The sequence below is a fragment of the Spirochaetota bacterium genome, from assembly GCA_017999915.1.
Lineage (GTDB): Bacteria > Spirochaetota > UBA4802 > UBA4802 > UBA5550 > RBG-16-49-21.
The window spans coordinates 101,186-126,131 of the sequence record JAGNKX010000014.1 but is presented as its reverse complement, the minus strand read 5'-3'; the positions used below and the strand labels follow the sequence as shown (position 1 = coordinate 126,131).

The 24,946-nt window shown below is 53.0% G+C and carries 27 protein-coding genes; 8 read left to right on the top strand and 19 right to left on the bottom strand.

What is annotated here, in order from left to right; translation table 11 throughout:
• Positions 1-212 precede the first annotated feature (212 nt).
• On the bottom strand, positions 213-1,298 hold the full coding sequence (locus KA369_19010; protein ID MBP7738075.1) for a FecR domain-containing protein: 1,086 nt from the start codon (positions 1,296-1,298) through the stop codon (positions 213-215).
• A gap of 341 nt (positions 1,299-1,639) precedes the next feature.
• Here KA369_19010 and KA369_19005 point away from each other — a divergent pair, with 341 nt between their 5' ends.
• Positions 1,640-2,881 carry an ADP-ribosylglycohydrolase family protein gene (locus KA369_19005; GenBank protein ID MBP7738074.1) on the top strand — a complete coding sequence of 414 codons (1,242 nt, stop codon included), beginning with the start codon at positions 1,640-1,642 and terminating at the stop codon, positions 2,879-2,881.
• An 88-nt stretch (positions 2,882-2,969) separates the two neighbouring features.
• Positions 2,970-3,965, top strand: a complete 996-nt coding sequence (locus KA369_19000; protein ID MBP7738073.1) for a hypothetical protein — start codon at positions 2,970-2,972, stop codon at positions 3,963-3,965.
• Between the two features lie 77 nt (positions 3,966-4,042).
• Here KA369_19000 and KA369_18995 read toward each other — a convergent pair whose 3' ends face one another.
• The gene (locus tag KA369_18995) at positions 4,043-4,771 is read right to left on the bottom strand and encodes a M23 family metallopeptidase (GenBank protein MBP7738072.1); all 729 of its coding nucleotides are present in this window, start codon (positions 4,769-4,771) and stop codon (positions 4,043-4,045) included.
• A 265-nt stretch (positions 4,772-5,036) separates the two neighbouring features.
• On the bottom strand, positions 5,037-5,852 hold the full coding sequence (locus KA369_18990) for a polysaccharide deacetylase family protein (protein ID MBP7738071.1): 816 nt from the start codon (positions 5,850-5,852) through the stop codon (positions 5,037-5,039).
• 214 nt (positions 5,853-6,066) lie between these two features.
• Here KA369_18990 and KA369_18985 point away from each other — a divergent pair, with 214 nt between their 5' ends.
• A complete protein-coding gene (locus KA369_18985) occupies positions 6,067-6,903 on the top strand; it encodes a diaminopimelate epimerase (protein MBP7738070.1) in 837 nt (278 codons plus the stop codon).
• On the opposite strand, the gene KA369_18980 is transcribed toward KA369_18985, so the two are convergent.
• Positions 6,900-7,577, bottom strand: coding sequence for a hypothetical protein (locus tag KA369_18980; protein ID MBP7738069.1), 678 nt, complete (start codon positions 7,575-7,577; stop codon positions 6,900-6,902). The genes KA369_18985 and KA369_18980 overlap by 4 nt on opposite strands.
• Before the next feature lie 117 nt (positions 7,578-7,694).
• On the bottom strand, positions 7,695-8,786 hold the full coding sequence (locus KA369_18975; protein ID MBP7738068.1) for an N-acetylmuramoyl-L-alanine amidase: 1,092 nt from the start codon (positions 8,784-8,786) through the stop codon (positions 7,695-7,697).
• Here KA369_18975 and KA369_18970 point away from each other — a divergent pair.
• The 3 genes from KA369_18970 (at position 8,785) to KA369_18960 (ending at position 10,622) form a co-directional block, all read left to right on the top strand.
• Positions 8,785-9,093, top strand: a complete 309-nt coding sequence (locus tag KA369_18970; protein MBP7738067.1) for a hypothetical protein — start codon at positions 8,785-8,787, stop codon at positions 9,091-9,093. The two genes, KA369_18975 and KA369_18970, sit on opposite strands and share 2 nt — an antisense overlap.
• A gap of 73 nt (positions 9,094-9,166) precedes the next feature.
• The gene (locus KA369_18965; protein ID MBP7738066.1) at positions 9,167-9,913 is read left to right on the top strand and encodes an SH3 domain-containing protein; all 747 of its coding nucleotides are present in this window, start codon (positions 9,167-9,169) and stop codon (positions 9,911-9,913) included.
• Entirely contained in the window at positions 9,894-10,622 is a 729-nt protein-coding gene (locus tag KA369_18960) for an rRNA pseudouridine synthase (protein ID MBP7738065.1), read from the top strand. Before KA369_18965 ends, KA369_18960 begins: the two co-directional genes overlap by 20 nt.
• A 23-nt stretch (positions 10,623-10,645) precedes the next feature.
• Here KA369_18960 and KA369_18955 read toward each other — a convergent pair whose 3' ends face one another.
• Complete coding sequence (locus tag KA369_18955; GenBank protein MBP7738064.1) at positions 10,646-10,999, bottom strand: anti-sigma factor antagonist; 354 nt, start codon at positions 10,997-10,999, stop codon at positions 10,646-10,648.
• 349 nt (positions 11,000-11,348) lie between these two features.
• Here KA369_18955 and KA369_18950 point away from each other — a divergent pair, with 349 nt between their 5' ends.
• A complete protein-coding gene (locus KA369_18950; GenBank protein ID MBP7738063.1) occupies positions 11,349-11,930 on the top strand; it encodes an SPOR domain-containing protein in 582 nt (193 codons plus the stop codon).
• A 194-nt stretch (positions 11,931-12,124) separates the two neighbouring features.
• Positions 12,125-12,592, top strand: coding sequence for a GNAT family N-acetyltransferase (locus KA369_18945; protein MBP7738062.1), 468 nt, complete (start codon positions 12,125-12,127; stop codon positions 12,590-12,592).
• A 5-nt stretch (positions 12,593-12,597) separates the two neighbouring features.
• Here KA369_18945 and KA369_18940 read toward each other — a convergent pair whose 3' ends face one another.
• The 13 genes from KA369_18940 to KA369_18880 form a co-directional block, all read right to left on the bottom strand.
• Positions 12,598-13,431: a hypothetical protein gene (locus tag KA369_18940; GenBank protein MBP7738061.1), complete on the bottom strand. Its 834-nt coding sequence runs from the start codon at positions 13,429-13,431 to the stop codon at positions 12,598-12,600.
• A gap of 59 nt (positions 13,432-13,490) precedes the next feature.
• On the bottom strand, positions 13,491-14,519 hold the full coding sequence (locus tag KA369_18935; protein ID MBP7738060.1) for a hypothetical protein: 1,029 nt from the start codon (positions 14,517-14,519) through the stop codon (positions 13,491-13,493).
• A 4-nt stretch (positions 14,520-14,523) separates the two neighbouring features.
• A complete protein-coding gene (locus KA369_18930; protein MBP7738059.1) occupies positions 14,524-14,991 on the bottom strand; it encodes a hypothetical protein in 468 nt (155 codons plus the stop codon).
• Positions 14,992-15,039: 48 nt separating this feature from the next.
• The gene (locus KA369_18925) at positions 15,040-15,591 is read right to left on the bottom strand and encodes a DUF4325 domain-containing protein (GenBank protein MBP7738058.1); all 552 of its coding nucleotides are present in this window, start codon (positions 15,589-15,591) and stop codon (positions 15,040-15,042) included.
• 9 nt (positions 15,592-15,600) lie between these two features.
• The gene (locus tag KA369_18920; GenBank protein ID MBP7738057.1) at positions 15,601-16,482 is read right to left on the bottom strand and encodes a sensor histidine kinase; all 882 of its coding nucleotides are present in this window, start codon (positions 16,480-16,482) and stop codon (positions 15,601-15,603) included.
• A 236-nt stretch (positions 16,483-16,718) separates the two neighbouring features.
• Positions 16,719-18,356, bottom strand: a complete 1,638-nt coding sequence (groL, locus tag KA369_18915; protein ID MBP7738056.1) for a chaperonin GroEL — start codon at positions 18,354-18,356, stop codon at positions 16,719-16,721.
• A 51-nt stretch (positions 18,357-18,407) separates the two neighbouring features.
• Complete coding sequence (groES, locus tag KA369_18910) at positions 18,408-18,713, bottom strand: co-chaperone GroES (protein MBP7738055.1); 306 nt, start codon at positions 18,711-18,713, stop codon at positions 18,408-18,410.
• Positions 18,714-19,205: 492 nt separating this feature from the next.
• Positions 19,206-19,688, bottom strand: a complete 483-nt coding sequence (gene moaC, locus KA369_18905) for a cyclic pyranopterin monophosphate synthase MoaC (protein ID MBP7738054.1) — start codon at positions 19,686-19,688, stop codon at positions 19,206-19,208.
• 12 nt (positions 19,689-19,700) lie between these two features.
• Complete coding sequence (locus KA369_18900; protein ID MBP7738053.1) at positions 19,701-20,888, bottom strand: NAD(P)/FAD-dependent oxidoreductase; 1,188 nt, start codon at positions 20,886-20,888, stop codon at positions 19,701-19,703.
• An 18-nt stretch (positions 20,889-20,906) separates the two neighbouring features.
• Positions 20,907-21,791 (bottom strand): CDP-alcohol phosphatidyltransferase family protein, encoded by an 885-nt coding sequence (locus KA369_18895; GenBank protein MBP7738052.1) that lies wholly within the window; start codon positions 21,789-21,791, stop codon positions 20,907-20,909.
• A gap of 159 nt (positions 21,792-21,950) precedes the next feature.
• Positions 21,951-22,601, bottom strand: a complete 651-nt coding sequence (locus KA369_18890) for an HAD family phosphatase (GenBank protein MBP7738051.1) — start codon at positions 22,599-22,601, stop codon at positions 21,951-21,953.
• Positions 22,598-23,698, bottom strand: a complete 1,101-nt coding sequence (locus KA369_18885; protein MBP7738050.1) for a D-alanine--D-alanine ligase — start codon at positions 23,696-23,698, stop codon at positions 22,598-22,600. Before KA369_18885 ends, KA369_18890 begins: the two co-directional genes overlap by 4 nt.
• Complete coding sequence (locus KA369_18880; protein ID MBP7738049.1) at positions 23,698-24,927, bottom strand: aspartate kinase; 1,230 nt, start codon at positions 24,925-24,927, stop codon at positions 23,698-23,700. The genes KA369_18885 and KA369_18880 overlap by 1 nt, the downstream gene beginning before the upstream one ends.
• Positions 24,928-24,946: the final 19 nt, after the last annotated feature.

Here is a 24,946-nt window from a genome sequence, read left to right as displayed (position 1 = left end):
CGCCGCCTCAGGTGCCGGCGTTGGCTACGGGCGTAACTCATCGAACCCGCTGCGCGGGGTTCGATTTCAAACAGACGCCCGATAGGTGTCCGCCCTTCGGGCGGACCTTATATGGGCACGTTCTCTGAAATAAATTTCTGCTGAATAGAAGGTAAGACGATCAGGAGGCTCCAACCCCATTCTCCTTAGCCAAAAGAGGAGTTAGGATTAAATTACAACCTCTCCCCGGTCTTGAGGTCCAGCCTGGTTTCCCGGCCCTGGGCGGAAATGACCAGCGCCCTGTCCCGTATCTGCAGCTTTCCCTCGTTGGCCACCTGCTTTCTCCAGATGACCGGCCCGTCCACGGAGGCGCAGAACACATATTCGCCGGATGCGACATAGATCCTGTCACCCTGTTTGACCGGCTCCTCCGCAAGGGAGCCCTGCCACTCGACCTTGCCGTTCTGAATGAAATACACCTCGAAGCGGGTTATGAGGAGCCTTCCGTTGGGCCGCGGCTCCTCCTTTTCCTCCTCGACGGCTTTGCTGATCTCCCTGATGACCTCGGCCGACTTCGGCTTTATGTCGATGATCTCGCGGTTGTCCTTCTCAAAGTCACTGGCGGCGAATCTCTCGATATTTTTTTTGCTCACCGTCAGTTCCTTGCCGGCCTTTTTGATCAGGGCTTCCTTCGCGGCTTCGCCGCCCTTTGCCGATTCGGATTTCATTATTTTCCGCACGATCTTCTCTGCCTTATCAACGTCTTCCTTGGTTATGACGACCTTTTCTTCCTTGTTCAGGTCCGGGGCAATGCTCAGGACCTCGGGCATGCTTTCCTCCAGCTCCTTCACCCTCTTCGCCACTTTCACGGACCCTTCAAACACCTTGATGCGGGAGGTGCCGGTGGAGTCTGTTTCAACGGTAAATTGCGTGCCGCGCACGCCGGCGACCGCCGTCGGGGTCTTCACCATGAACGATTCGGACTTGATGAGCTTTTTCGGCTTGCAGAGCATCTTGCCGGAACTCAGGTCAATGGCGGTGTTTTCCATGCCGCCCTGCCTGATCAGGGTCGCCAGGACGACCTTCGTCTTTTGTTTGACCCTGATGAGGGATTGACCGATCTTTATGTCGCAGAAGGAATCAGTTCCCGTCTGGATAACATCTTTCTCTTGAATGACATCTCCTATCTGAACCGCCGCGCTGTTCTTCATCACATCGCCGATCATGAAGGTGACCATGGCGTATTCATCTACCCGTTCCCTGGTGCAGCCCCATGACAGAGCCGCGAGGGCAACCGCCAGAGCGATTGTTTTTTTCATAAGAACTCCTCCTTTTTGAAACCGTGAATGATGTGCCCGTATTATGTTTATTTTATCCCCCGGCACATCCCCGGGGAGTGGCACCGTCGTTCCACGCATTTCTGATTATTATACCAACTGTGAGGGGGATAATGCAAGAAAAATAATAAAAATCGAGGTCAAGGACGCCTCGAAATGTCAAATTTGAACGCACCCCTTCGGAAATCCCGGGGCTTAGCCGCGGCTATGGGGACATATGGAACATAATGCGCCAGCCCCTTCCACAGCAGAAAGAAAAATAATTGCATGAAAACAGCGACCGGTGCAAAGTGCGATCCATGTTGCAAAGAGTAGTGACATTCATGATTATCGGTGACGCCCTGGGATCGGCCGTTGAGGGCATGTCAAAGGGCCACATACGCTCCCATTTCAAGACCATCAATGACTATATCGATCCCGAAAAGGCCCTTAAAAACAAGATCGACCAGTGGCGCAAGCCGGGCCTCTACTCATCGATCTCCCAGCTTGCCCTCATCATGGCGCTGTCCATCCCGCGCCGAGGCTCCTGCGCCGATAGCTTCCAGCGAGCAGTCGCCTCCTCTCCCGGGGTCGCAGGGTCGGATTACGGCATCTTCCGCTATGCCGGCGCCGTGGAACGGAATTTCATTGCCCGGATGCTGGATCCGGCAGCCCCCCGGCAGGCAAGCGAGCAGCCCTGCGCGCGGATCATCCCGATAATCTCGGCTCTCAGCTTCAGGAGTTCCGGTTCCATTGACCACATCCTGGATGTCATTTCGGCCGTGCGCCTTTTCACAATTGACCTGTCCACGGTCGCGGCAGCCCTGGTTTACTCAACACTTCTCAGGATACTGAAGGCCGGCGGAGGCCCTGCGGCAGATCCCATTACATCTTCAATTGAAGCAGCCCACCGCATCCTGGACACCATTGAGAACGATTCAGCGGCCGTGTTCGCCCGGGCCGTGAATCCCGGCTCCCTGACGAAGGAGCTGCAATCCCTCATGGACATCCTCTCCGAAACCGCATCCGCGGACACGCTCCAGGCGGCTGAGGATATCATCGTCTCCGGCGTCAACCGGAGCCTGAAGACACCGGTTACCCGCGCGACGATCAATCACCCGTCGGCTCTCTTGCCCTACGCCCTTGCGCTGACTTTTCTGACGCCTGCCCCACCGATACCCCTTGGCGCAGCCGTGTCCGAGGGGGGCTCGACCGCGGCCCTTGCCGCTATGACCGGCGCCATCGGCGCGTGCCTCCATGACGCAGCGCCTGAGCCTGACACCCTCGTCACCAATCTCGTGAACAGGAAAAAGATCCTGGCCCTGGTCGATTCGCTGAACGGCGCAACCGGCGCGCCCCATGACCTGGAACAATTCATGGCCCAGGAAGCGACCCTGACCGCAAAGGAGCTGGAAGAGCTCAATGCCCGCCTCAAGCACAGCCATAAAAAGCCGAAAAAAGCACCCCTGACACAGGCTGATAAAGAAAAGAAGCTGACCAGCCACGCGGTGGAAAGCTGGACCAAGTACGACAAGGCGCGGTGGCGGAAAGAACGACGCCGCAATGATAAAAACGACAATCCATGAAAAATATTTGACAAATTGCCGATTACTATTACCTTACAATTAACTATGGAAAGGCGGTGATCACGCCACTAATCATGGAGGAACCCCAATGAGACATATAATTCGTAAAATCCTGGTCTTCGCGGCTGTCATCGCGTTTCTCATGCCGGTGACGTCCTCCTCGTCCAAAGAAAAAGCCATGTTGATGATTGATATCAAACAGTTGAGCAGATACGACGAGAACCGCGTCATGTACCAGCAATTTGAAAAAATCCATGATGAGAACTCCAATGAGTATGAGTACACCGACAACTCATTCGCGGCCCTGATGGTCATCAAGGACAAGAAAGTGTTGTTCATCGAGGACGGATACGACAACCCGGAAGAAGTCAGGAACAACAGGCTCACCCATGAGCTCGGAAAACAGGCCATCCCCGATCTGTGGGTCAATAAAATCTCCGGCAGCCCGAATTTCATCATTATAACAGATCGAAAAATTGAGCTGCAGAAGAGCTCCTCAAAGGACTATGTAAGCGCCAACTACAAGGATTTCTACCTCAATGTGAGGGACAAGGTCCTGAAAAAACACGTGGCGATCTTCCTTTCATTGATAGTGAACAGAAAGGAGGCGGAAATCAGCATTTCCCGCGAAAGGATATCGAGAAAGATATCGGACACCGGTCCCGTTAAATATCTGACGCGCGTCACGGGCAGGACTCCCGACGGCGGAACCATATATTCCGCGGAGGACGCCAATGGCGATGGCATTACCGAAACCTTTACAGTCGATTGCAACGATGGTTTTGAATGGGGCTTCAATTCGGGGCCGAACCTGGTCTGCATCATAAACAACTCGCAGAAGGACGTGGAAAAAATAATCGGCAGGATCGCCTACCTTGCCTATAACGGTTCTCCCGAGGAAGAGCAGATAATCAAGAAGACCTTCCCCACGCCGGAAAAGGTCAAAGCCATGATCGACGAGCTCTACAATATCGACGGGGATACGGCCAGGCTCCTGAAAAGCAACAACATCAATCTCGAGGATGCCGTGGATAAGGCTTCAAAAACCGAAGTGAAGAGCGATACGAAATCAGAAACGAAGTGACAGGCGATTAAGGGATTACGGCAATCATAAAAAAAGCGGCATTGAATGCCGCCTTTTCATTTTCCACTGCAATTATTTTATTTCCAGTTTCGCAGCAAATGCAACTGGGTCAGGTTCTGCTTGTAGGGCAGAAAATCCAGGGGATTCAGGGGAATGTCATTGTACCTTATCTCAAAATGAAGATGGTTGCCCGTCGAGATTCCGGTGCTGCCCACCATTCCTATGACCTGGCCTTTTTTAATAACGTCACCCGCCTTGACGAACATTTCCGCGCAGTGGGCGTATTTCGTTATAAAATTATCCCTGTGCTCCATGGTGACGGTCTTGCCGAAGCCGCCCTCATAACGGGCCGCCAGGACCCTGCCGTCCATGACGGCGACGATCGGCGTTCCATTGGTGGCCGGCATGTCAGTGCCGGTGTGCAGCCTGCCGTTTCTAATCCCGAACGTAGATGAGATAATCTCAACCTGTGTCAGCGGCCAGATAAAATCGCTCTTCTGGCTGATCAGGCTGTCGCGCTTCACTCCCTGCGCCTCCAGTTCCTGGATATATTTCTCCGAATAGGGTATGAAAACGAACTGGCCCCAGGTTATTGAGGTTCCATTAATTTCCTGGAATTCCTTCAATGTAATATAGAATTTGCTGATATACGAATTGAGTTTGGGCTGCGAATCCACCGTAGTCCAGATGCCTAGACGGCCCTTGTACTCCTGAACATACTGATTATCAACCCGGATTACTTCCTCAGCAAAGGAAGCGCCACAGAAAAAAAATAAAAATATGGCTGTCCCGATTATGCTTCTCATTACCGCGTCCACTCCTTGTGGTTTTTCTATGTATTTTGAAATTGATCCGAAGACAATTTTCACGAAGATTTTATTATTAATTAACACTTATTATATTTGTCAATAAAAAAATGGGATATTGCCCGGTATAATAATCGCATAACAAGTGACTGCTTTCATTAATCCCGTTGTTTTGTATACAATATTGGTAAATTATTCAATTTTTATGAAAAATATTTTTTTTATGTCCCCCAATACCTCTCTCAGGACCATTCTTTGGAAGGCATTATCTGATGATGTTGTCGATGAAGTTCAGGGTATAACTGCTTTTCACATGCTGCCGCCTCAGGCAGAAATTATCCCTTGTGATGATATTGGAACCGTAATCCGTTGAAAACGCCCGGCGATACCCGGATTTTGACGTCATATCGATAATGGACAGATCATATTTACCATAGGGATAGGCATAGAGATCGATCGTCTTCTTCATATAAAGCTCCATGATCTTTTTTGAAAGATAGAGCTCCTCATAAAGCCGTTTCTGAGCTTCCGGATCATTCTTCTTTTTAGAAAGCTGGGTCAGATCGCAGTGAGTGATGGAATGGGCCTGGATATCGATTCCCTGCCGGTCCATGGCCCGCAGCTTGTTCCAGGTGAGATTCTTCGTCGATTTTTGTTTAACGTTATCGGTATACACGAACAGGGTGACCGGATATCCGAATTCACGCACCAGGGGAAGCAGCTTGGTATACATCGATCCGTATCCGTCGTCAAAGGTGATGGCGATCACCCGCTCCCGGTACGGCGCCGGGTGCTCGAGCTTGTGGATGAGTTCACGCAGCGGAATGACCCGTATGCCGCGGTCCCTGATCAGCTGAAAATGCTCTCTCAGGGTGTCGGCATCGATCGAAAAGGCGCCCTTGCCGTCGATATTATGATAGAGCAGTATCGGTATGATCAGCAGGCGCGATCGCATCTCCCTGTCCTTGTGGAGCCACGCCATCCTCCCCCTGGAAAATTCATTGTAGTCATTTATATAAAAGAAGAGTGCCGCGCCCAAGGAGAGGGCCATGGAGACTATGAGAATATAGATGCTCTTCATGCCTGGTGCCCCGGTTTCAATACCCATTACAGAATCTGACGGCGGCAGAGCAGCGCCACCATAGTATTGTATCGTACAACAAGGCTCTTTCAATCAAGGAATTATTTTTATGACTTTACAATTCAATGGGGTATGGTATGATATTTCCATTCAGACAACGGACTGCAAGGCGCTGAATTCCATACCGGGCCATGACAACGGGGAAACTGCGATGATAAAATTTACAAAAATGCACGGGACTGGCAACGATTACGTCATCATTGACGGGAGGAAGCTGAAAACCGCCTCATACGGCAAGCTCGCCAGGGCCATGAGCGACAGGCATTATGGCGTCGGCTCCGACGGCATTCTGGTTCTTCTCGAATCCAAAACGGCCGATTTCCGCATGAGGATGTTCAATCCGGACGGAAGCGAAGCCGAAATGTGCGGCAACGGGATCCGCTGCTTTGCCAGGTATCTCTATGATAACCGGATAACAAATAAAAAGGAGCTCCGGATCGAGACCGCGGCGGGCACGAAGAGCCTGGAGCTCGTGGTTAAGAACAAGCATGTGACGAGCATCACCGTCACCATGGGCGAGCCCATATTGCGGCGCGACCGGATCCCGATGATCGGCAACCAGGGCATGGTGGTGGGCGAGTCGCTGCAAATGGAAGACGGGTCCCGCTTCACCATTACGGCCGTCTCAATGGGCAATCCCCACGCCGTCATCTTCGTGGAGGAGATAGATAAGTTCCCCGTCGACAAATACGGCCCCCTTGTAGAGCACCACAGGCTCTTCCCCAACAGGACCAATGTCGAATTCATCAAGGTGCTCAATCGTAACGAGGTGGTGCAGCGGACCTGGGAGCGTGGAACCGGCGAGACCCTATCCTGCGGAACCGGCGCGTCCGCGGTCACGGCCGCCTGTGTTCTCAACAAGCTGACGGAGAGAAAAATCCTGATACACCTGAGGGGTGGCGATCTAAGAACCGAATGGAGGGAAGACGACAACACGATCTATCTTTCCGGGCCCGCAGTGGAGGTTTTTAAGGGTGAGTGGCCCGGTTAAAGCTCCCAGAGAGCGGTGCCGGAAACTCCCTTTTCCAGCACCAGGACCGTCTTGATCGACGGTATGTTCTCGGTTATGGTCTTTTCCAGGGCCCGCTTGAACAGGCTCTCTGAATTCCGTATGACCGTCGCGGCGGACCGCAGCTCGGCGGGCTCCAGGTCAATGACGCACACCGTGCCGCCTTTCCCGGCAGGTCCATGGATCCAGACTTTCCTCACAAAAAGGTTGGCGGGCACCGCCATGGCGGTGTTGTCATAGAGAGACCCCTTCGCGACGATCTCAAAAAGAAGCTTAGCCGTCTTTTCATCGTTGTTGTAAACGGGAATGGCGCGCTTCTCGCGAAAGATTGTTGCCCCGTCTAGGGCTGGGAGATACACCGATATATTCTTTTCCTGCGCCATGGACGGCAGTTCCGGGAATATGTCGACGATGTTCTTATCCGTATGGAGGCAGTACATCAGGTAGTCGGCGATGAAAATCCCGGTGAAGAGAAGGATGAGGCGGCGGTTCCTTTCCTTTCCGGCGGGATAATCGATAAATTCAGTCCGCACCATGGTAACCGCCGCAGCGATCCTTCTCTTTATCCGCACATCATAGAAGGCGCGTATTCTTTCCGCCAGGGCCCGGACCATGCGCTTAATGTTGTTCTTCGTGCTGTTCATGTCAAATTTCATATGCGGCACCGCGATTGAGGTACATTAGGAAATGGCCTTCGTAGAATCAAGGATTTTTTTCGGCGCCGCCGATTAAATGGATGCAGGTTTGGGGACGCTCTCCACGGGGATCCGTCGTCAATTGACCTTGATCAGGCTGTTGTACTTCTTGATGAAAAGCTCGACACCCTTGCTTATGCCCTCCGCCACGCTTTCCCGGTGGGCATCCTTTTTCAGATACTGCGACTCTTTTTTATTGGAGATATACCCTATTTCAACCAGGGCCGCCGGCATCAACACGCCCCGGAGGACGAAAAAATCGGCCTTCTTGACCCCCCGGGAAGCGAAAGCCCTGTTTATCTTCGCCATCCCCTCCTGTATCGACCCGGCAAGGGCCGAGCTTTCCTTCTGTATCTGCGTGGTGATCATCATCGCCTCTATATAATCCGCGTCATCGCGGCTCCCCCGCTTCTTTGGCGTATTCTCAAGGACGACGACATTATTCTCCAGTGCGGCCGTGTTGCGCGCCTCTTCATTGGTCGGATTCTGCGAGAGAAAATAGGTTTCATACCCGGATATGCGCGCCGACAGGGAGGCATTGACGTGTACGCTGACGAAGAGTCCATTCTCGTTCTTTTTCAGCAGGCGGTTGGCTATCTCCGTCCGCAGGGCAAGCTCGATGAAGCGGTCATCCCCGCGCGTCATGTACACCCGTATTTCCGGAAGCTTTGCCTTTAATTTTTTCTCAAGGTAGCGCGACACCTTCAGGGTGATATCCTTCTCCCTGAGGCCGCCCCGTCCGAGCGCTCCCGGGTCTTTCCCGCCGTGTCCCGGATCGATGACGATGAAACTTATCCGGTCCCTTGCACCGGGCCGCTGCGTATCCTTCTTGCGGTCCGGGACCTTCTCCTCTCCGGTCCCCAGTTCCAACTCCAGCGCTCCCCCCTTTCGAAGGGTCCGCATGTCCGGATTGAGGGCCAGCAGGATGCGCTCACCCCCGTCAAGGGGAATCAGCACTCTTCCTCCGATACGCCGAACCGCCATGGATGACTTGTACAGGCTGCCGTCCACGAGCATTACCGCCAGGCCGACCCCATACACCGCGGTGTGATTCTTGCGGTACAGCCTTCCCTTCTGGGATATCATGTCAAAGGAATGATCGAGGCCGGCGCGGGAAATCAATTCATCGAGGGGCAGGTAGTCGCCGCCGTCGGCACGGATTATGCTCATGCTTTCGGATGAGGCGGATGCCGGTAGTGCCATAAACAAAAGAAGCGAAATGATAAAACAGGTTCTGAGCCTTTTTTTCACGATAGTACCGTGCGTATGTCCTGACATATTCTATGCCGCCGAGCATATAGAAGAGGACAACCAAGAATATGGAAATGTGTTTAACCGGAATTTTCCCATCAAATGGTTGATTATAACTGCAAAAATAGCGCCAGTCGTCAAGATAATTTCTACGAAGCAAGTCCATTATTCTCCGGGGTATTCCTATCCAATCCCGCCCCGGTTCAATAAAATAACCGCCGGTTGAAGAAAATACTTGAAAAATGGAATGCCTGTAACTCTGATGAACAACAATCAATAGGATATAGCGTGATCGTGCCATGAAAACCAGCACACAATTTTTCGGCCTCATTACGGCCGCCATTATCGCCATCGCCGGCCTCTCCTGCTCGAATAGCGGGGACGCCATAACCAAGGACACCTACGGCATCATTCTCAAGGGATACACGGCCATGAGGATCGATCCGATGATTTTTTCCGGCATCGTTACGGAGTTGAACAAGGGCACCTCGGTGCAGGTGCTGGAAAAATCCAGGGAGCAGAGCTGGGTCGGAAAGACAAGCGGCTACTGGTACAAGGTATCGACCAAGGAAGGACTCACGGGCTGGGTCTTCGGGCCGAATATATCCATCTACTCGTCGAAGTCGAAGGATTCGATGAACCGCGTCGTTTCCAGCTTCATGAACGCCGAACACGCCCAGATAAAGCAGTATCTCATGGGCAAGTGGTGGAGCACCAACGAATTCGGCGATTTTACCGACCATTGCCTCGAGCTGTACGAGAGCGAAAAGTACAAATCCTACATGAAGGGAAACGAGGAAAAGCCGATCGTGGGCGCATACAAGCTTGACTTCAACAAGAATGAGATCGTCTTTTCCAACGGCACCTCGTTCAAGCACAACCTGAGCATAGCCAAGCGCGGCAACGACTACATTATAAAGAAAAGCATGAAGGACTTCGAGCTGCGCTTCACCAAGATTTCAATAGAGACCAGCCCCGAACCAGAGATCAAGGCAACAGGAAAGAAGAAACCTGCCGGCACGGGCGATGTCAACAAGACTCAATAAATACCTGTCGCAATCAGGCCTGGGATCGCGCCGCTCGGTGGAGGAGCTCATATCCTCCGGCCGCGTATCCATCAACGGGAAGAAGGTCACCGCCCTGGGGACCCTCGTGGAGCCGGGCGACCGGGTGGCCCTCGACGGCTCGCCGGTGGAGCCGCGCACCGGGCATCACTATCTCATCCTGCACAAGCCCCGAGGATACGTCACCACCGTCAGCGACGACCGCGGCCGCCTCACCGTCATGGACCTGATCCCTGAAAAATACCGCCGCGCCGGCGTGTTCCCCGTGGGTAGGCTCGACCGCGACACCTCGGGCCTCCTGCTCTTCACCAATGACGGCGATCTCGCTTACAGGCTGAACAAGCCTCAGTTTCATGTAACGAAGGAATACGAGGTAGTGCTGGACAGGCCCCTCGAGGAAGCCGACAGGGCGGTCATAGCCCGGGGCGTATACATTCATCAGCTTGAGATAAAAACCGGACCGGCCCGTGTGGAGTGCGTCGATGAAGCCCGCCTGCGTGTCAGGGTCGTACTGACTGAGGGGAAAAACCGGCAGATACGGTATACCTTCCTGAACCTCGGGTACAAGGTGAAGAGCCTCGAGCGGACCGCCTATGGCATGCTATCGCTGCGCCGCCTCAAGAAAGGGGCCCACAGGACCCTGACCGAAACGGAGATACGAAATCTGAAAAAAGCGGCCGCCATGAAGTAACCGCCGGCCCGTGAAGAGGCCGGTTACGGCTTTTTCCGCGTTGCCAGATACTGGCCGGCCCGTTCCACGGTGTCAAAAATCTTAAAAAACATTCCCACCTTGGCTATATCGAAGAGCTGAAGGATTTTCGCGCTGCTGCAGACCACGACCATCTCATTATCATACTCCTTGATCTTGCGGCTGATGTTGATCAGGGAGCTGAGCCCGGTCGAATCAATATAATAGAGATTATCCAGGTTAAGTATAATGTCAGGATACTTTATTTTCTCCAGGTTCTGATTGATAATCTCCGACAGCCGGGGGGTTTTGACAAAGTCAATTTCCTCGATCTTGATCGAAATTATTGCGTAGGTATCATATGCTGTTACATCGATCATGTGTTATACCAAGTTATAGAGCATAAAAGGTTCCACGTCGTTCCTTCCCCGGCCGGATAAAGGGCCTTCCCGGTTCCGACAATACGTTTAAACCGTTTCTTCCTTGATTGGGATTGAAAACGAAATAATCAATATATTCATAACTAATCAAGAAAAAAACTGCCTCGTAAAAATTTATCTGCATTTATTGACAGATCACGCCATGCCCCGGGTCCTCCGCCTTAAAATATTTTCTTATGCAAATGGTTGCTAATGTCGAATTTTAATAAGGATGGTACATTCAGACCGTGATACCTTTTGGGGGCCGGTCGCGCGCCATGAAAACGAAACTATCATACAGGATCCGGACATGCAAAATATCGACTTCTATGAAAGAAAAAATATACGGATAGCCCCTCCGCAATTCACCGATACCTACGACCCTGAATACCTGCCCCGAATGGCCCAGAACACGCCGCGTGAAATGGAGAGGGTCAGAAAGAAAGCCAGCAGGATATTCTTCCTGATAACGTCCCTCTGCATCATATCATTCACGGCGGGAATTGTCATCGGGATAAAGTTTGTCGGCGGCGCCCAGCGCGATCTTGTCGATAAAAAGACATACAATGCCGTTGCCGACATCGGCAAGAGTCTCCCGCTCTTCAGCAAGGAAAAGCCCGCTGAATCGGTTTCCCAGGAGAATCTTTTCCCTAAGAAAAGCTACCCCTATGCCATCAGGCTCACCAGCGAGTACGACCATGATATGTCCCAAAAAATCGCCGGCTTTTTAAGCCGCCGCGGCCATACGGTCATTCTATCAAAAAATAACGCCCGCTACCGCATCTTCGTCGGCCCCTACAAGAACAGCGCCGACGCCGAAGAGGCATTGAAAAAAATTGCCACCTACCAGAAATATTCGCTTGCGGAAAATACACGGATTATAAAAAGGTAACATCACCGAACGGAAACAGGCGGTTGTGCTTCCGTATGCGGGGCCCCGCATCGGCAGGGTCCGCCGCGTCCACGGCGGTCGGTAGGCATTGTCATACGCAAAAGAAAGGGCCATGCCTTTTCGGCATTTGATCGCCGGAGGACCGGGGCGTCCGCAGGGCCCTGAAGCCGCATCACAACATGAAGGTATGGTCATTGAAAGAAAACGCCGCTATACGGGATGCCACATCGAACGATATCGATTCGATCCACGAGATGATAACTTCTTATTCGGCGGAGGGCATTCTTCTCTCGAGAACCCTCGATGACATCTCCCGCACCCTCGATAATTTCCTGGTCGCCGAAATCGGCGGGTCCGCGGTCGGCGTGATAACATTCTTCGACTACGGCGACCATTTGAAGGAAGTCCGCTCCCTGGCGGTAAACAAAGGCTACCTCCGCAGGGGCATCGGTTCGCAGCTGCTGAAAGCGCTCATCACGCGGATCAGGGCGACCAACACGCCGCGGATTTTCGTCCTGACCTATACGCCGGCGTTCTTCGAGAAAAACGGCTTCTCCGTGATCAACATGGACACGCTGCCCGAAAAGATCTGGAAGGACTGCATGTACTGCGACAGGCAGGACAACTGCACCGAAACCGCCCTGGAATTCACGTCATGGTAACGCCGTCAGTCGTTCCGGCCAACGACTCGGAACCCGTCCATGAGGGTCCTCATGCGCTTCTCCAGGCCTGGATATGCCTTTCCCGATGAAATGAGCCTCACGTAATGGCTGTAGGTCCCGTTGAGAAAAACGCCCTCGATCCCGGCGTACCGCGGCTCCCCGCCGTTCCTGAATGAGCAGATGAACCGTTTACCGTCCTGCGCCAGCACCTCGCGGGTGAGGCCTTCATACCCGATGTTACCTTTCCATTTTTCAATGGCTTCGGAAAGATTCTTATAGGGAACCGCAAACTTCTCAGTGTCAACGGCCACCAGCATTTCATAGGCCGCCTCGCCGCGGCCATCGCCGGCCCCGGCCGGAAGAATGCCGAGGAGAATCCCGGAATAGCGGTAATCCAGGCCGGCGCGGTCGACCTTGCGGATGACCTCGACCGGTCCGGGCGCCCTGAGAGAATAGCGCATCAGGTCATTGATGATTTCAATCCCTTCATCCGTCTGGAAGAACATGAGAGACGCTGACTCGTTCATCCTGTCGAAACGATTGCCGTTGCGCTTCCTCAGGGCCATGACAAGCTCCGCGGCTTTTACCTGGGCCCGGTAAATCCTGTTGTTATCGTTCGGGAGGGCGCAGATGGACTTGAGAACGGACAGGCCCTCAATGGGACGGTGCTCCTTGATAAGCTCGGCGCCGTATTCGAGGTAATAATCGATACCGCGGGGTGATACCGCCTTATAGCGGTATTTCTTCACGGTGGTAAGGCGTATTTTCCCGGCCTGATCGATGAAGTAGGTGTTGCCTTCACGGTCCCTGAAATATTTCCAGTCGGGCATCTGTCCCATGAAGGTCAGTGAAACGGCAAAAATGAGCGGGAGAACCCATGTTAGTCGACTGCCCATACTCAGAGTAGCACGAAGAGTATTATTCCGAGCAGGATGACCAGCCCTACGATGGCGGAAATGATATACACCAGGCGGCTGTCAAAGCCGGACGGTTCCTCGGCGAATTCATCCAGGGGCTGATCTAGCATGATCTTGACGTTCTCTTCCTCGATGATCTTCGTCAGCACGCCCTTGGCGACAAGGGCATAGAGAATATATCCCTTCTTTTCCAGCGGAACCTTCGCCTTCACCCTTCCGGTGATGGACGTACGGGCCCCTTCTGCATCGTAGGCGTTCAGGAGCTTCAATATCTTGTCAGTGACAACGTCTTTGCCCGTCAGAAGGACCCTTATCTTGTCACCTGAAATAAGGTCGCTGACATTTTTCCCCTTTACCGGCGAGAGCACGGCGGCCCCTTCGATCACGTATTTCGCTTCCCTTTCGATCGCCTTGATCCGCTCATCCTCAGGCCCGGCGGGGATCTGAGCGCCGGGTTGCCCTTCCGATCCGGGCATATCGATCCTTACACCCGCCGTCTCAAGGGCGAGTGAACTGGTTGCCTCCATCTCGATCTGGCACTTCACCGAGGCCGCGTTGAAGGATTTGCCGATGATCTCGGTGATGGTTCTCGTCAAATCGTCGAGGTTATGCTCCTGCACGTCGGGAAAAACGTCATACCCCACGAACGAATCTATGAGGAAATAGGCGAAGTTCTGCGAATCCACAATGTCGCTGCTGTCCTTGAAAGCCTGGAGATCGTTGTAGAGGGTTCTCCAGTCGTCGAATATTCTCGTCTTCTCGAAAAGAACGGGCCGCGACGATATGATTGGCGTTACATTGGCTATGTATTCCTGGATATAATTGAAAAAGGCGAGAAAAAAACCCGAGGTGCCCTTGGTATCCACCAGAAACTTCCCTTTGACGACCATGACATCAAGGTACTGCCCCGAGGCCATTTCCTTGGCCTTGAGGATATCGCCCTTCGTGTACTTCATTGCGATGTCGACCTGTTTTGTCTTATCACCCAGTGAATCGAATTCTTCAGTCATGTCCCTATTCCTGATATCCCGATAAGTATTTTTCTATGACCTCATAGCGCTTCTGCGGACTCATGTTGAGTATCTTCCTGACCCCCTGGACCATTCTCACTTTATACTTGAGGGCCGTTTCAATGGCATAGATGCCGTTTTTTTTCAGGCTGTCCGTTATCACCACCTTGTCGGCGGGTATGTTCAAATCAAGCATCGGCCCCAGGATGGCAATCAGGTTTTCCGGCACGATATATTTCAAAAACACCTTAGGTGCGCCGATCTCAAGCCTCCGAAGTGCCCGGTAGTGTGCGTATCTATCCTGCGCAAGGGCCTCGAAATTCTTAGGATTTCCCGTCAGCTGGAGAATGACCGAATCATCGTCCTCTGACATGAGAACCCGGATATAGGTATAGCTCGATTTATACGAGGATAGGAGGCCGTAGAGGGTGTCATCTTTTGTCCTGGTAACATTTTTTGCCGATGGTTTCATGGCCGCCGCGATTTCCTTCCCCGCCCGGACTCGTTCAGCACCGGCGGACTATACGGGAAAAAAAGCATCATTCTTCACTTTCTTGACGGCCCGCATGGCGTCAAGGTCTTCCATTGTTTTCATCACCTGCTCCCGTGTTTGTCCCGTAAACTTGACGATATCATCCACGGTGATCGACTTGTTCACCCTCAGGAATTCCACAACGTCACGCTCACGGTCCGAGAGGGGACCGATAAAGAAGACATTATTCTGGCAGATGTTTTCGGTAATTACAACAATTTTTTTATTTTTATAATTGGAATAGGAGCGAAACACCAGGTCGATATTCGTCTCCGCGATCTCCGATATGTTCTTAAGCTTTATGTAGAACGCCCGCGGCAATGACTTCGAATCAAGGATCAGCTTCACGATCATCTCGTCTATGAACGACGAATCGATGACCTTGATCCCGCTGAAATCAAGGACCACCGTCTCCCCCCCATCGACATGCTCAACCACACCCTTGACGGAATTGTACATACGCCTTCCCAAGGGCCGCGTGATCAGGTCCGGCGTCTTTATCTTCAGTTCTTCCGCTTTTTTTTGAATATTGATGACCATGGTCCCTTCTTATCCCATTAATGATATTGAAATCTGTGTTCCGTCAAAGGGACTCAGATCATTTTTTTGAAAGATAAAGGACGCGCCGGCGCTTTTCTTGTGGTACAGCGTCGATACGGAGGCGTTGCCCGATCTGATGAAGATGGAACCCTTCAGCTTCTCCACGATGGCATTAACCTGGCAGAGACCGTACCCGAATTCCCTCTTGCTTGACAGGGGCGTCGTGAGCGCCATCTCGATGAGGTGGGCCGGCGACTCATACCTGATCTCGCTTGATTCAAAGCTTTTCTGTATCCCTATGCCGGAATCCCCGATTGAAAGCCTCACGATGTTTTCCTTGCCTATGGTATAGGTCTGCATGGCAAGGTATCCCGAATCGAGGCTGTGCTCGTAGATGTTCTGGCATATCTCGGATATGACGGTGACAAAATAATCGATAATGCGGTCCGTGAGCCAGTACTTGAGGATATGGGCGGCGCGCTTCCTGAACACGCCCACGATGGCCGTAATGACGCGGACGCTTTCGCGCTCCTTGTTGGGAATCTCGGTTATTTCCAGTATGCGGTTGCTGAAGGAGCTTCGCTTGAGGAGCATTTTCTCGTTGAGCCGCTCGGGCACGTCGAACACGCCGGTCTCGAAGAAATCCATCCGGTGCAGGTACTGGTGAATGTTGATGGGGATGCCGGTGAGCCTGAGCCTGTTGCCGCTTTTCCGCAGATAGTTCCTTCCCATCAGCAGCAGCGATAGCATCGAATATGGCTCGATAAAGGAGATCCGCGACAGGTCCAGTTCCCTGGCGTCCTTCAGTATTTTCTCCTGCAGGTCGATCAGGTACTCGAACTCATATTGGTCCTTGCAACGGTTCGGCACGACTATTACATTGTTTGTCATAGGCACCAGCGCGTTATTGTCGGGCCGGCGGGCATGCATTTTCCCGCGGACCTGAGGCTACTCGCCCTCTTCTATGATCGGAACAATGTATCGATACCTGTATTATTTCTTTTTGTCACCGCTGAAACGCCTGTCTCATGAGACAAAACGCGGCGCTGCCGCCGCGTTATAAAATACAATGGCCAGGTAGAATGACCCGGCCATTGGGAGATGCGAATTTCTCTGCTGGGAAGATATTAGTACATCCCGCCCATGCCGCCCATACCGCCTCCCGGAGGCATCATCGGCGCCTTCTCTTCCGCTTTATCGGTAATGAGAACCTCGGTGGTGCAGAGCATGCCGGCCACGGAGGCGGCGTTCTGCAGGGCCGACCTGACGACCTTCGCCGGATCGATAATCCCGGCCTTGATCATGTCCACCCACTCGAGCTTGTTAGCGTCAAAGCTAATATTCTCTTTCTCGCCTTTCGCCTTCTCGACGATGACGGAGCCTTCCAGGCCCGCGTTGCACGCGATCATCCTCATCGGGTCCTCGATGGCCTTGGCGATGATGTTCGCGCCAATTTTTTCATCGCCGCCGAGCTTGTCCGCAACGGCCTTGACGGCTTTCTGCGAGTTGATAAGAGTCTTTCCGCCGCCCGCCACGATTCCTTCTTCCACCGCCGCGCGGGTCGCCTCGAGGGCGTCCTCGACGCGGGCTTTCTTTTCCTTCAGCTCTATCTCGGTGGCTGCACCGACATTGATGACGGCGACGCCGCCGGCCAGCTTCGCCTTCCGCTCCTGGAGCTTCTCGATATCATAATCGGAGGTTGAATCCTCGATCTGCTTCTGTATCTGGGTGATGCGGCCCTTAACGTCCTTCTGGGAACCGGCGCCTTCGATGATCGTGGTGTTTTCCTTGTCCACGATGACCTTCTTGGCGCGTCCCAGCATCTGCATGGTGGCGTTCTCGAGCTTCATGCCGAGCTCCTCGGAGATCACCTGTCCGCCGGTGAGGATCGCGATGTCCTCGAGCATGGCCTTGCGCCTGTCGCCGAAGCCGGGGGCCTTGACGGCCACGCAGGATATGGTCTTCCGGAGGGTGTTGACCACGATAGTGGCCAGGGCCTCGCCCTCGACCTCTTCCGCTATAATGAGGAGCGGCCTTCCGGCCTGGGCGACCTTCTCGAGAATGGGGAGAAGGTCCTTCATGGTCGATATCTTCTTGTCATGGATGAGGATGTAGGCGTCGTCGACCACTGATTCCATGGTCTCGGGATTGGTCGCCATGTAGGGAGAAAGATAGCCGCGGTCAAACTGCATACCCTCGACCACTTCCAGGTGCGTCTCGATCGATTTCGCTTCCTCGACGGTGATGACGCCGTCGCGGCCGACCTTGTCCATGGCGTCAGCTATGAGGTTGCCGATCTCTTCGTCATTGTTCGCGGAAATCGATGCCACCTGGGCTATCTCTTTCTTATCGACGATCTCGCGGGACACCGATGCGATGTGGGCGACGGCGGCCTCAACGGCCTTGTCGATGCCGCGCTTCAGGTCCATCGGGTTCGCGCCGGCCGTGACGTTTTTCAAGCTTTCCTTGTATATGGCCGCGGCCAGGATCGTGGCTGTGGTAGTGCCGTCGCCGGCCACGTCGTTGGTCTTGGTCGCAACTTCCTTTACCATCTGGGCGCCCATGTTCTCAAAGGGATCTTCCAGCTCGATTTCCTTGGCAACGGTGACGCCGTCCTTGGTTACCGTCGGCGCTCCAAATTTCTTGTCGATAACGACATTCCTTCCTCTCGGCCCCAGGGTCACCTGGACGGCGTCGGCAAGCTTCTTAACGCCTTCCAGTACGGACCGTCTTGCTTCTTCGCTGTACTGTAAAATTTTAGCCATTTTCAAATCCTCTCTTTTATGATTTGTTGTGATTATTCCACGCTATGACGGCTAATCAACCACTGCCAGAACATCGCTTTCCGACAGGATCAAATAATCTTTTCCGTCGTGCTTTACTTCCATTCCGCCATACTTGCTGAACAGAACCGTATCACCGACTTTCACCGTCATTGGGATGAGATCCTTACCGTCACGCCTCCCCTGGCCGACGGCAATTATTTTACCCTGCTGGGGTTTTTCTTTTGCCGTATCAGGAACAAAGATGGAGCCGACTTTTTCAGCTTCCTGCTCGATTAATTCGATAACGACACGATCGCCTATAGGTTTTAATGCCACTTCCGTCCTCCTTAAAAACATAAGTGATTATTTTTTTCTTCTTAATTAAATCAGAAGAAAAAATCTGCATATTAGAAGTTGATTTTCAGGTAGCCTTGAAAAATAAATTTTTAAGGTTCCCAATTTTGAACATATTATTGAAACCTGAAAAATCTATAACACCTCCCTTTATCTATCCAGGAGGAGTATAGAAGTATTCAGATTAAAAAAATATTAATATGATAATTAATATATTAATTACAATAATTTTGTTCATTTGTTAGCACTCATTAAATCGAGTGCTAACAATTTATTAATATATAAATTTTCACAGATAATCAAATGTAATTACAGCCTGTATTTGTCAATTATTAAAATTTATTTTAAAATAAATTGAAAATTCAGCTAATTTTAGCAATCAAATCAAATGAATTAAAAATAAGAAGTTTTATATAAATATTTACTATTTGTGAGGATTATGTCTTATAAAATGATTGTAATTGGTAATAATGATGAAAATGGGGCCGAAAGTATCTATTTACCGTCATTGATTAAGAAATCTGATTTTCCGCCGGTTTTTTCAATCAGCTTAATATCCTCGATGACCATGGATTTATCAACGGCCTTGCACATATCATAGACGGTCAGCGCAGCAATGGTAACTGCGGTGAGGGCTTCCATTTCGGCGCCGGTCTTGCCTTCCAGGCGTATCTCGGATCGTATCCGGACACCGCAGCCCTCATAATCCAGTTCAATTACAACGTCTATATAGGATAGGGCCAGGGGATGGCACATGGGAATCAGCTCGGCATTTCTCTTGGCTGCCATGATGCCGGCTATTTTGGCGATCTGGAAGAGGTCCCCCTTGGGGAGAAGGCGCTTTTCGATAAGGTCGAGGGTATCTCTCCGGAGCCGGACAAACCCCGCGGCCCTGGCGGTGCGCATGGTGATCTTCTTATCCGAAATATCGACCATCACCGGCGTCCCGTCCTTGGAATAATGGGAAAACTCATTCATGGCTTCACCTGCTCAATTCACCAGGGCCCCGTAGGCCGTTCCATTCTTGATGGCGGCGGTCAGCTTCTGAGACTCGGAAATATCGCCTATCAGAATCAGGCCGACGATCCTGTCATTGACGAAGAACATTTTCTTAAAATTCCCCCGTTCCTCGTCCCTGGCCTCGTGTACCCTGAACTCGCCTTCCTTCCTGTCGACGCAGAAATCGCCGACCGAGTATATCCTGGTCCCGAAGGAATTGAGTATGGCCGGGTATACCTCGTCTATAAAAACGGCCTCCTTCCCGGCCGCGTTGGAGCCGGCGACCTTTCCCTGCTTCAATGCCGGCATCCAGAGGGCGATGTTTTTCCCGTTGAACTCGGCCACATCGCCGCAGGCGTAGATCCCCGGCACGGACGTCTCCATGCGCTCGTTCACCACAACAGCCCGGTTCACCTGTGCGCCGCCGGTTTTGGCGAGGTCCACATTGGGCCTGACGCCTATGGAGAATATCACCAGGCCCGCCGGAAGCTCCTCCCCGCCGGCAAGGATTACGCTCTCGGCGAGATCACCGCCGGTGATCGATTCAACCGCTTTGCCGGTGATAAGCCTGACGCCTGTTTTCGATATGATCCCTTCCAGTATGGCGGAACACTCCGAATCGAGCTGGCGAGGCAGTATACGGTCGTTCCTTTCGACAACCGCGACCTGCAGGCCCATCTTTGAGAGCGAATAGGCGGCCTCAAGCCCCAGGAGCCCGCCGCCGAGGATTATGGCCGGGCCCTTCTGCAGCGCCCGCGCGTGAACGTTCCGCGCATCACTGATTGTCCTTACCGTATACACGTTTTTCTTTTTGATGGCCTCAGGGTCCGGCACAAAAGGCGAGCTCCCGTTGGCCAGGATAAGTCTGCCGAAGGGATGCTTCTTTCCCGATTCCGTCTCCACCGTTCCGGCCCCGGCATCAACGGCGGCGATTCTTTCCCCGCGATGGAGTGACACCTTCTTTTCCGCATACCAGCTTTCAGGATTCAAGTAGAAATTGCTCCTCTTTTCAATGGCCTCATCCCCGATATACTCTGTTAAATAGGGCCTGTAATAGGGGAAATGCGTCTCCTCTGAGAATATATCCACTTGAATATCATTATTGATGCCGCGGATCTCGCGGGCCGCGGAAATGCCGGCGGCTGACGCGCCGATAATGACTATGGAATCACTGCTCATGGTAACCACCTCTATTAATTACACCGATACCTTGGACCCGCCGCCCTTCACCAGTTTAATCACGTACAGAACAATGCCGACCACCGTATAGAAGCACATAAAGCCGAAAATCGCCCATGCACTCATGAGACCGATGGCGAGAATCGAAATGATAATGGCCAGCACAAGGAAGGGTTTTCCTCCGATACGGTAAATGTCGGGAAAGACCTTGCTGTAATCGACCCACGACACCATAAGCAGGCTGATAACCACGTAGATCGCGATAAAAGCCTGCCATGGCAGTGTAAGCGTTATTTTCATGACAGACAGGAAATCCGGGATTTCAACGACCGGGATCATCGCAATGACGATGCCCGCGGCCGGCGACGGAAGCCCGTTGAAACGAGTGTGGTCATCCTCCTCGGCCCCGATATTGAACCGCGCGAGGCGGTATATGGCGCATATGGGATAGATCAGGGCGATGAACATGCCGAAATCGATCATGGAGGCGCCCGATGGGAGCTTCGAAAGGTAGGCCTGGTATGCAATGACGGCGGGAGCGATGCCGTAGGCGATGCCGTCAGCCAGTGAATCCAGCTGCACCCCCACGGAGCTTTCAACGTGCATGGCCCTGGCGACTGCGCCGTCCACTGCGTCAAAGAGGGTACCCAGGAACACCATAATGCCGGCCACAGCCAGGGACTTCGCGTCGCCCCTCCCGGCCAGAATGATGGCGAAAAAACCCATGGTCATATTCGACATAGTGATCATGTTGGGAACAATGGAACGCTTTTTAACTATGAAATCGCCGATGGCCCTGCGTGTCTTTCCGGTGCCCTTTCCCCTGGCTGCCCTTTTTTCACCGCGTTTGATCCGGCGCTCGGCCCGTTTCGCGTTCCGCTTTTCTGAACTATTTGTTGCCATAGAGTCCCCTGAAGGTGGAGATGACCGGTCAGCGAAGGGCCCGATTAATGGGTACTCATGGTACCGCCGCATTCCGACTTTTAATCAAAACAATGGGATAAAAGTGGCACTGTCAATTAAAAAATCAGGATGGAATGATTCGTGTTCTCGACAGAGCTGTTACCGGATCGTCGATTTCAAATACTTGAAGAGATCGTCGTGATTACCGAATATTTTATCGGCCTCGGAGAGAAAACTTGCCGGAAGCGTTGTTGTAATGGCGTAACACGCCACGCCGGCGGACCGTGCCGAGCGGATGCCCATCGGGGCGTTCTCTATGATCAGCGAGCGCTCCGCACTGACACCGAGGCGGTCAAGGGCCTTGAGGTAAGGCTCCGGGTCCGGCTTTCCCTTTATAACATCCTCGGCGGTTATGACTGCGCCGAACCGCGAAAGCGTATCAGTGGGCAGCAGGTGCCGGACAGACCGCATCAGTGAACCGGTCACCAGGGCCAGGCCCATGCCCCTGCTTGCCGCCCATGCCAGTATTTCCTCGACAATGGGGAAGAGGGTTATTCGGTGCTGCTCGAAGAAATGGTGCTTTTTTGCGAGAAGCTCCGCGAATTCTTCCTCTCCGGGAAAGGGACGCTGCTTTTCAATGAAAATATCCTCGACCGACTGGCGGCCCGACATCCCCTCCCGCCGGAAAATGTCGATGTCGTCGCATTCGAGGCCATATTCGGAGAGGACGCTCTTCCACGCGTCGGCGTGAACGCGCATGGAATCGACGACGACGCCGTCCATGTCGAAGAGAATGGCGTCCACGGTCATCGTTCCGTCCGGATGCTCATCCTGGCGCGGTGACGTTCGAGTGCGAGATCGATCAGCCGATCGATGAGTAAGGAATAGTCAATGCCGGTGTTAGCCCACAGCTTGGGGTACATGCTTATGCTGGTGAACCCGGGAAGCGTGTTGATCTCGTTAAGATAATACGCGCCGGTATCTTTGTCCAGAAAGAAGTCCACGCGGGCCATGCCCCCGCAGCAGAGGACCCGGTATCCTTCGACGGCGGACTTGCGGATTGAGGAGGCGGTCTCTTCATCGAGGACCGCCGGGATCACCAGCTCTGCGCCCTCCGGATCGATATACTTGGACTCGTAGGAATAAAACTCGTGGCGGGTCTTAACCTCGCCGAGTACGGAGGACTGCGGATCATTGTTGCCCAGTACGGCGCATTCTATCTCCCGGGCATTGATCCCCTTTTCGATGAGAAGCCTGGTGTCGTACTGGAAAGCGAAGGTTATGGCGTCGGCCAGGTCGGCATCGGATTTCACTTTCTTCACACCCACCGACGAACCGGTCCGCGCCGGCTTCACGAAGAGAGGCAGCGGGATGTCTTCCCTGATGGACCGCATAACGGCCGCCGAATCGCGCTCCCACTCCTCCCGGAAGATGGTTTTCCACGGCACCACTGGAATCCTGATGTCGCGCAACAGACGCTTGGTGATGTCCTTGTCTATCCCGACCGAGGAGCCTACAGAATCGGCCCCCACGTAGGGGACCATGGCCAGCTCCAGGAGCCCCTGGAGCGTGCCGTCCTCGCAGTAGGTGCCGTGGACCGCGGGAAAGACGACGTCAACGGACACCGTGGTGTTGTCATCGGCATTATGCAGGACCAGCTTGTTCTTATCTTCGAAGTGATTGACGAACCAGGTACCCTTTTTTTCCAGCTTCAGGATGCGGCCGAAATCCTTGTCGTCGACAATGGCGGGGCGTTCCTGCACGTACCACCGGCCGTCCCGGTCGATGCCGATGGCCACCACCTTGTACTTCCGGGGGTCCATGGCCGCGACCACTGACGCGGCCGAGCAGAGGGAGACGTCATGTTCGCCCGACCGCCCCCCGAAAAGGACTCCCACGGTGAGCATTATTTCTGCTCCGTTTCGATAAAGGCCTTATGGATAACCTTCTGGGCTAGCTCGGCGTAAATATCGTCGATGACGCAGGAGATGCCTATCTCCGACGTGGATATCATTTCGATGTTGATATTCTGGTCCGAGAGCATCTGGAAGATTTTTCCTGCCACGCCGTAGGACGATAGCATCCCGACGCCCACGGCTGAAACGATGGCGATATCCTGCTTCGACTCTATGGAACTGGCGCCGAGCTCCTTTTTCAGTACTTCCGACAGCTTCAGGGCCTTATCCATATCGTTTTTCAGTACGGTGAACGATATGGACGCCTTGTTGTCCTTTCCGGTCGACTGCACGATCATGTTTACATAAACCTTGTTTTCGCCCATGATGCTGAACAGCCGCGCCGCTATGCCCGGACGGTCCGGTATATCTCGAATGGTAATCTTGGCTTCATCGCGTTTTGCGGTCACACCGCTGATAACATACTTCTCCATCATCTCCTCCTTGGGCATTACGACCGTGCCCTCTTCGTAGTTAAAACTTGACCGAACGTGCAACCGGATGTTATACTTTTTCGAAAACTCGACCGACCGCGAGTGCAGAACGGCCGCTCCGAGTCGGGCCAGCTCCAGCATCTCATCGTAACTGATCTCTTTCAGCTTGACCGGCTGCGCTATGATCCTCGGATCGGCGGTGTACACGCCGTCGACATCGGTATAGATCTCGCAGTCCCTGGTGCCCAGGACTGCGGCCAGCGCGGCCGCAGACGTATCCGATCCTCCCCTGCCGAGCGTGGTGATGTTCTCATCGCTGTCGATGCCCTGGAATCCGGCGACGATGACCGCCTTTTTTTCCTTGAGGGACTTGATTATCCGTTCTGTCGATATGCTCTCGATCTTGGCCTTGCTGAAATTACCGTCGGTGAGAACCTTGATCTGCGAGCCGGTATATGATATGGCGTCTATCCCGATTTCATGGAGGGCCATGGCGAGAAGAGCTATCGATACCTGCTCACCCGTTGACAGAAGCATGTCCATTTCCCTCTCGCTCGGCTTCAGGGTGATGCTCTTTGAAAGGGTGATGAGTTCATCCGTGGTTTTACCCATTGCCGACACGACCACAACGACCGAAAAGCCCTTGTCCATGTAGCTCTTGATCCGCTCGGCTACCGCTTTGATCCTTTCCGGCGTGCCGACGCTGGTCCCGCCATACTTTTGAACGATAATTTTCAGATCTGACATAGTGGTTCCCCAACAATTC

Excerpts from the sequence above, each read along its gene's own strand:
- KA369_18950 (MBP7738063.1), top strand. The coding sequence starts at position 11,349 with ATGCAAAATATCGACTTCTATGAAAGAAAAAATATACGGATAGCCCCT.
- KA369_18965 (MBP7738066.1), top strand. The coding sequence starts at position 9,167 with ATGAAAACCAGCACACAATTTTTCGGCCTCATTACGGCCGCCATTATC.
- KA369_18900 (MBP7738053.1), bottom strand. The coding sequence starts at position 20,888 with ATGAGCAGTGATTCCATAGTCATTATCGGCGCGTCAGCCGCCGGCATT.
- KA369_18960 (MBP7738065.1), top strand. The coding sequence starts at position 9,894 with ATGTCAACAAGACTCAATAAATACCTGTCGCAATCAGGCCTGGGATCG.
- KA369_19010 (MBP7738075.1), bottom strand. The coding sequence starts at position 1,298 with ATGAAAAAAACAATCGCTCTGGCGGTTGCCCTCGCGGCTCTGTCATGG.
- KA369_18935 (MBP7738060.1), bottom strand. The coding sequence starts at position 14,519 with ATGACTGAAGAATTCGATTCACTGGGTGATAAGACAAAACAGGTCGAC.
- groL (MBP7738056.1), bottom strand. The coding sequence starts at position 18,356 with ATGGCTAAAATTTTACAGTACAGCGAAGAAGCAAGACGGTCCGTACTG.
- KA369_18925 (MBP7738058.1), bottom strand. The coding sequence starts at position 15,591 with ATGGTCATCAATATTCAAAAAAAAGCGGAAGAACTGAAGATAAAGACG.
- KA369_18990 (MBP7738071.1), bottom strand. The coding sequence starts at position 5,852 with ATGAAGAGCATCTATATTCTCATAGTCTCCATGGCCCTCTCCTTGGGC.
- KA369_18995 (MBP7738072.1), bottom strand. The coding sequence starts at position 4,771 with ATGAGAAGCATAATCGGGACAGCCATATTTTTATTTTTTTTCTGTGGC.
- KA369_18980 (MBP7738069.1), bottom strand. The coding sequence starts at position 7,577 with ATGAAATTTGACATGAACAGCACGAAGAACAACATTAAGCGCATGGTC.
- moaC (MBP7738054.1), bottom strand. The coding sequence starts at position 19,688 with ATGAATGAGTTTTCCCATTATTCCAAGGACGGGACGCCGGTGATGGTC.
- KA369_18940 (MBP7738061.1), bottom strand. The coding sequence starts at position 13,431 with ATGGGACAGATGCCCGACTGGAAATATTTCAGGGACCGTGAAGGCAAC.
- KA369_18975 (MBP7738068.1), bottom strand. The coding sequence starts at position 8,786 with ATGAGCATAATCCGTGCCGACGGCGGCGACTACCTGCCCCTCGATGAA.
- KA369_18890 (MBP7738051.1), bottom strand. The coding sequence starts at position 22,601 with ATGACCGTGGACGCCATTCTCTTCGACATGGACGGCGTCGTCGTCGAT.
- KA369_18895 (MBP7738052.1), bottom strand. The coding sequence starts at position 21,791 with ATGGCAACAAATAGTTCAGAAAAGCGGAACGCGAAACGGGCCGAGCGC.
- KA369_18955 (MBP7738064.1), bottom strand. The coding sequence starts at position 10,999 with ATGATCGATGTAACAGCATATGATACCTACGCAATAATTTCGATCAAG.
- KA369_18930 (MBP7738059.1), bottom strand. The coding sequence starts at position 14,991 with ATGAAACCATCGGCAAAAAATGTTACCAGGACAAAAGATGACACCCTC.
- KA369_18885 (MBP7738050.1), bottom strand. The coding sequence starts at position 23,698 with ATGCTCACCGTGGGAGTCCTTTTCGGGGGGCGGTCGGGCGAACATGAC.
- KA369_19005 (MBP7738074.1), top strand. The coding sequence starts at position 1,640 with ATGATTATCGGTGACGCCCTGGGATCGGCCGTTGAGGGCATGTCAAAG.
- groES (MBP7738055.1), bottom strand. The coding sequence starts at position 18,713 with ATGTTTTTAAGGAGGACGGAAGTGGCATTAAAACCTATAGGCGATCGT.
- KA369_19000 (MBP7738073.1), top strand. The coding sequence starts at position 2,970 with ATGAGACATATAATTCGTAAAATCCTGGTCTTCGCGGCTGTCATCGCG.
- KA369_18920 (MBP7738057.1), bottom strand. The coding sequence starts at position 16,482 with ATGACAAACAATGTAATAGTCGTGCCGAACCGTTGCAAGGACCAATAT.
- KA369_18880 (MBP7738049.1), bottom strand. The coding sequence starts at position 24,927 with ATGTCAGATCTGAAAATTATCGTTCAAAAGTATGGCGGGACCAGCGTC.
- KA369_18970 (MBP7738067.1), top strand. The coding sequence starts at position 8,785 with ATGCTTTCGGATGAGGCGGATGCCGGTAGTGCCATAAACAAAAGAAGC.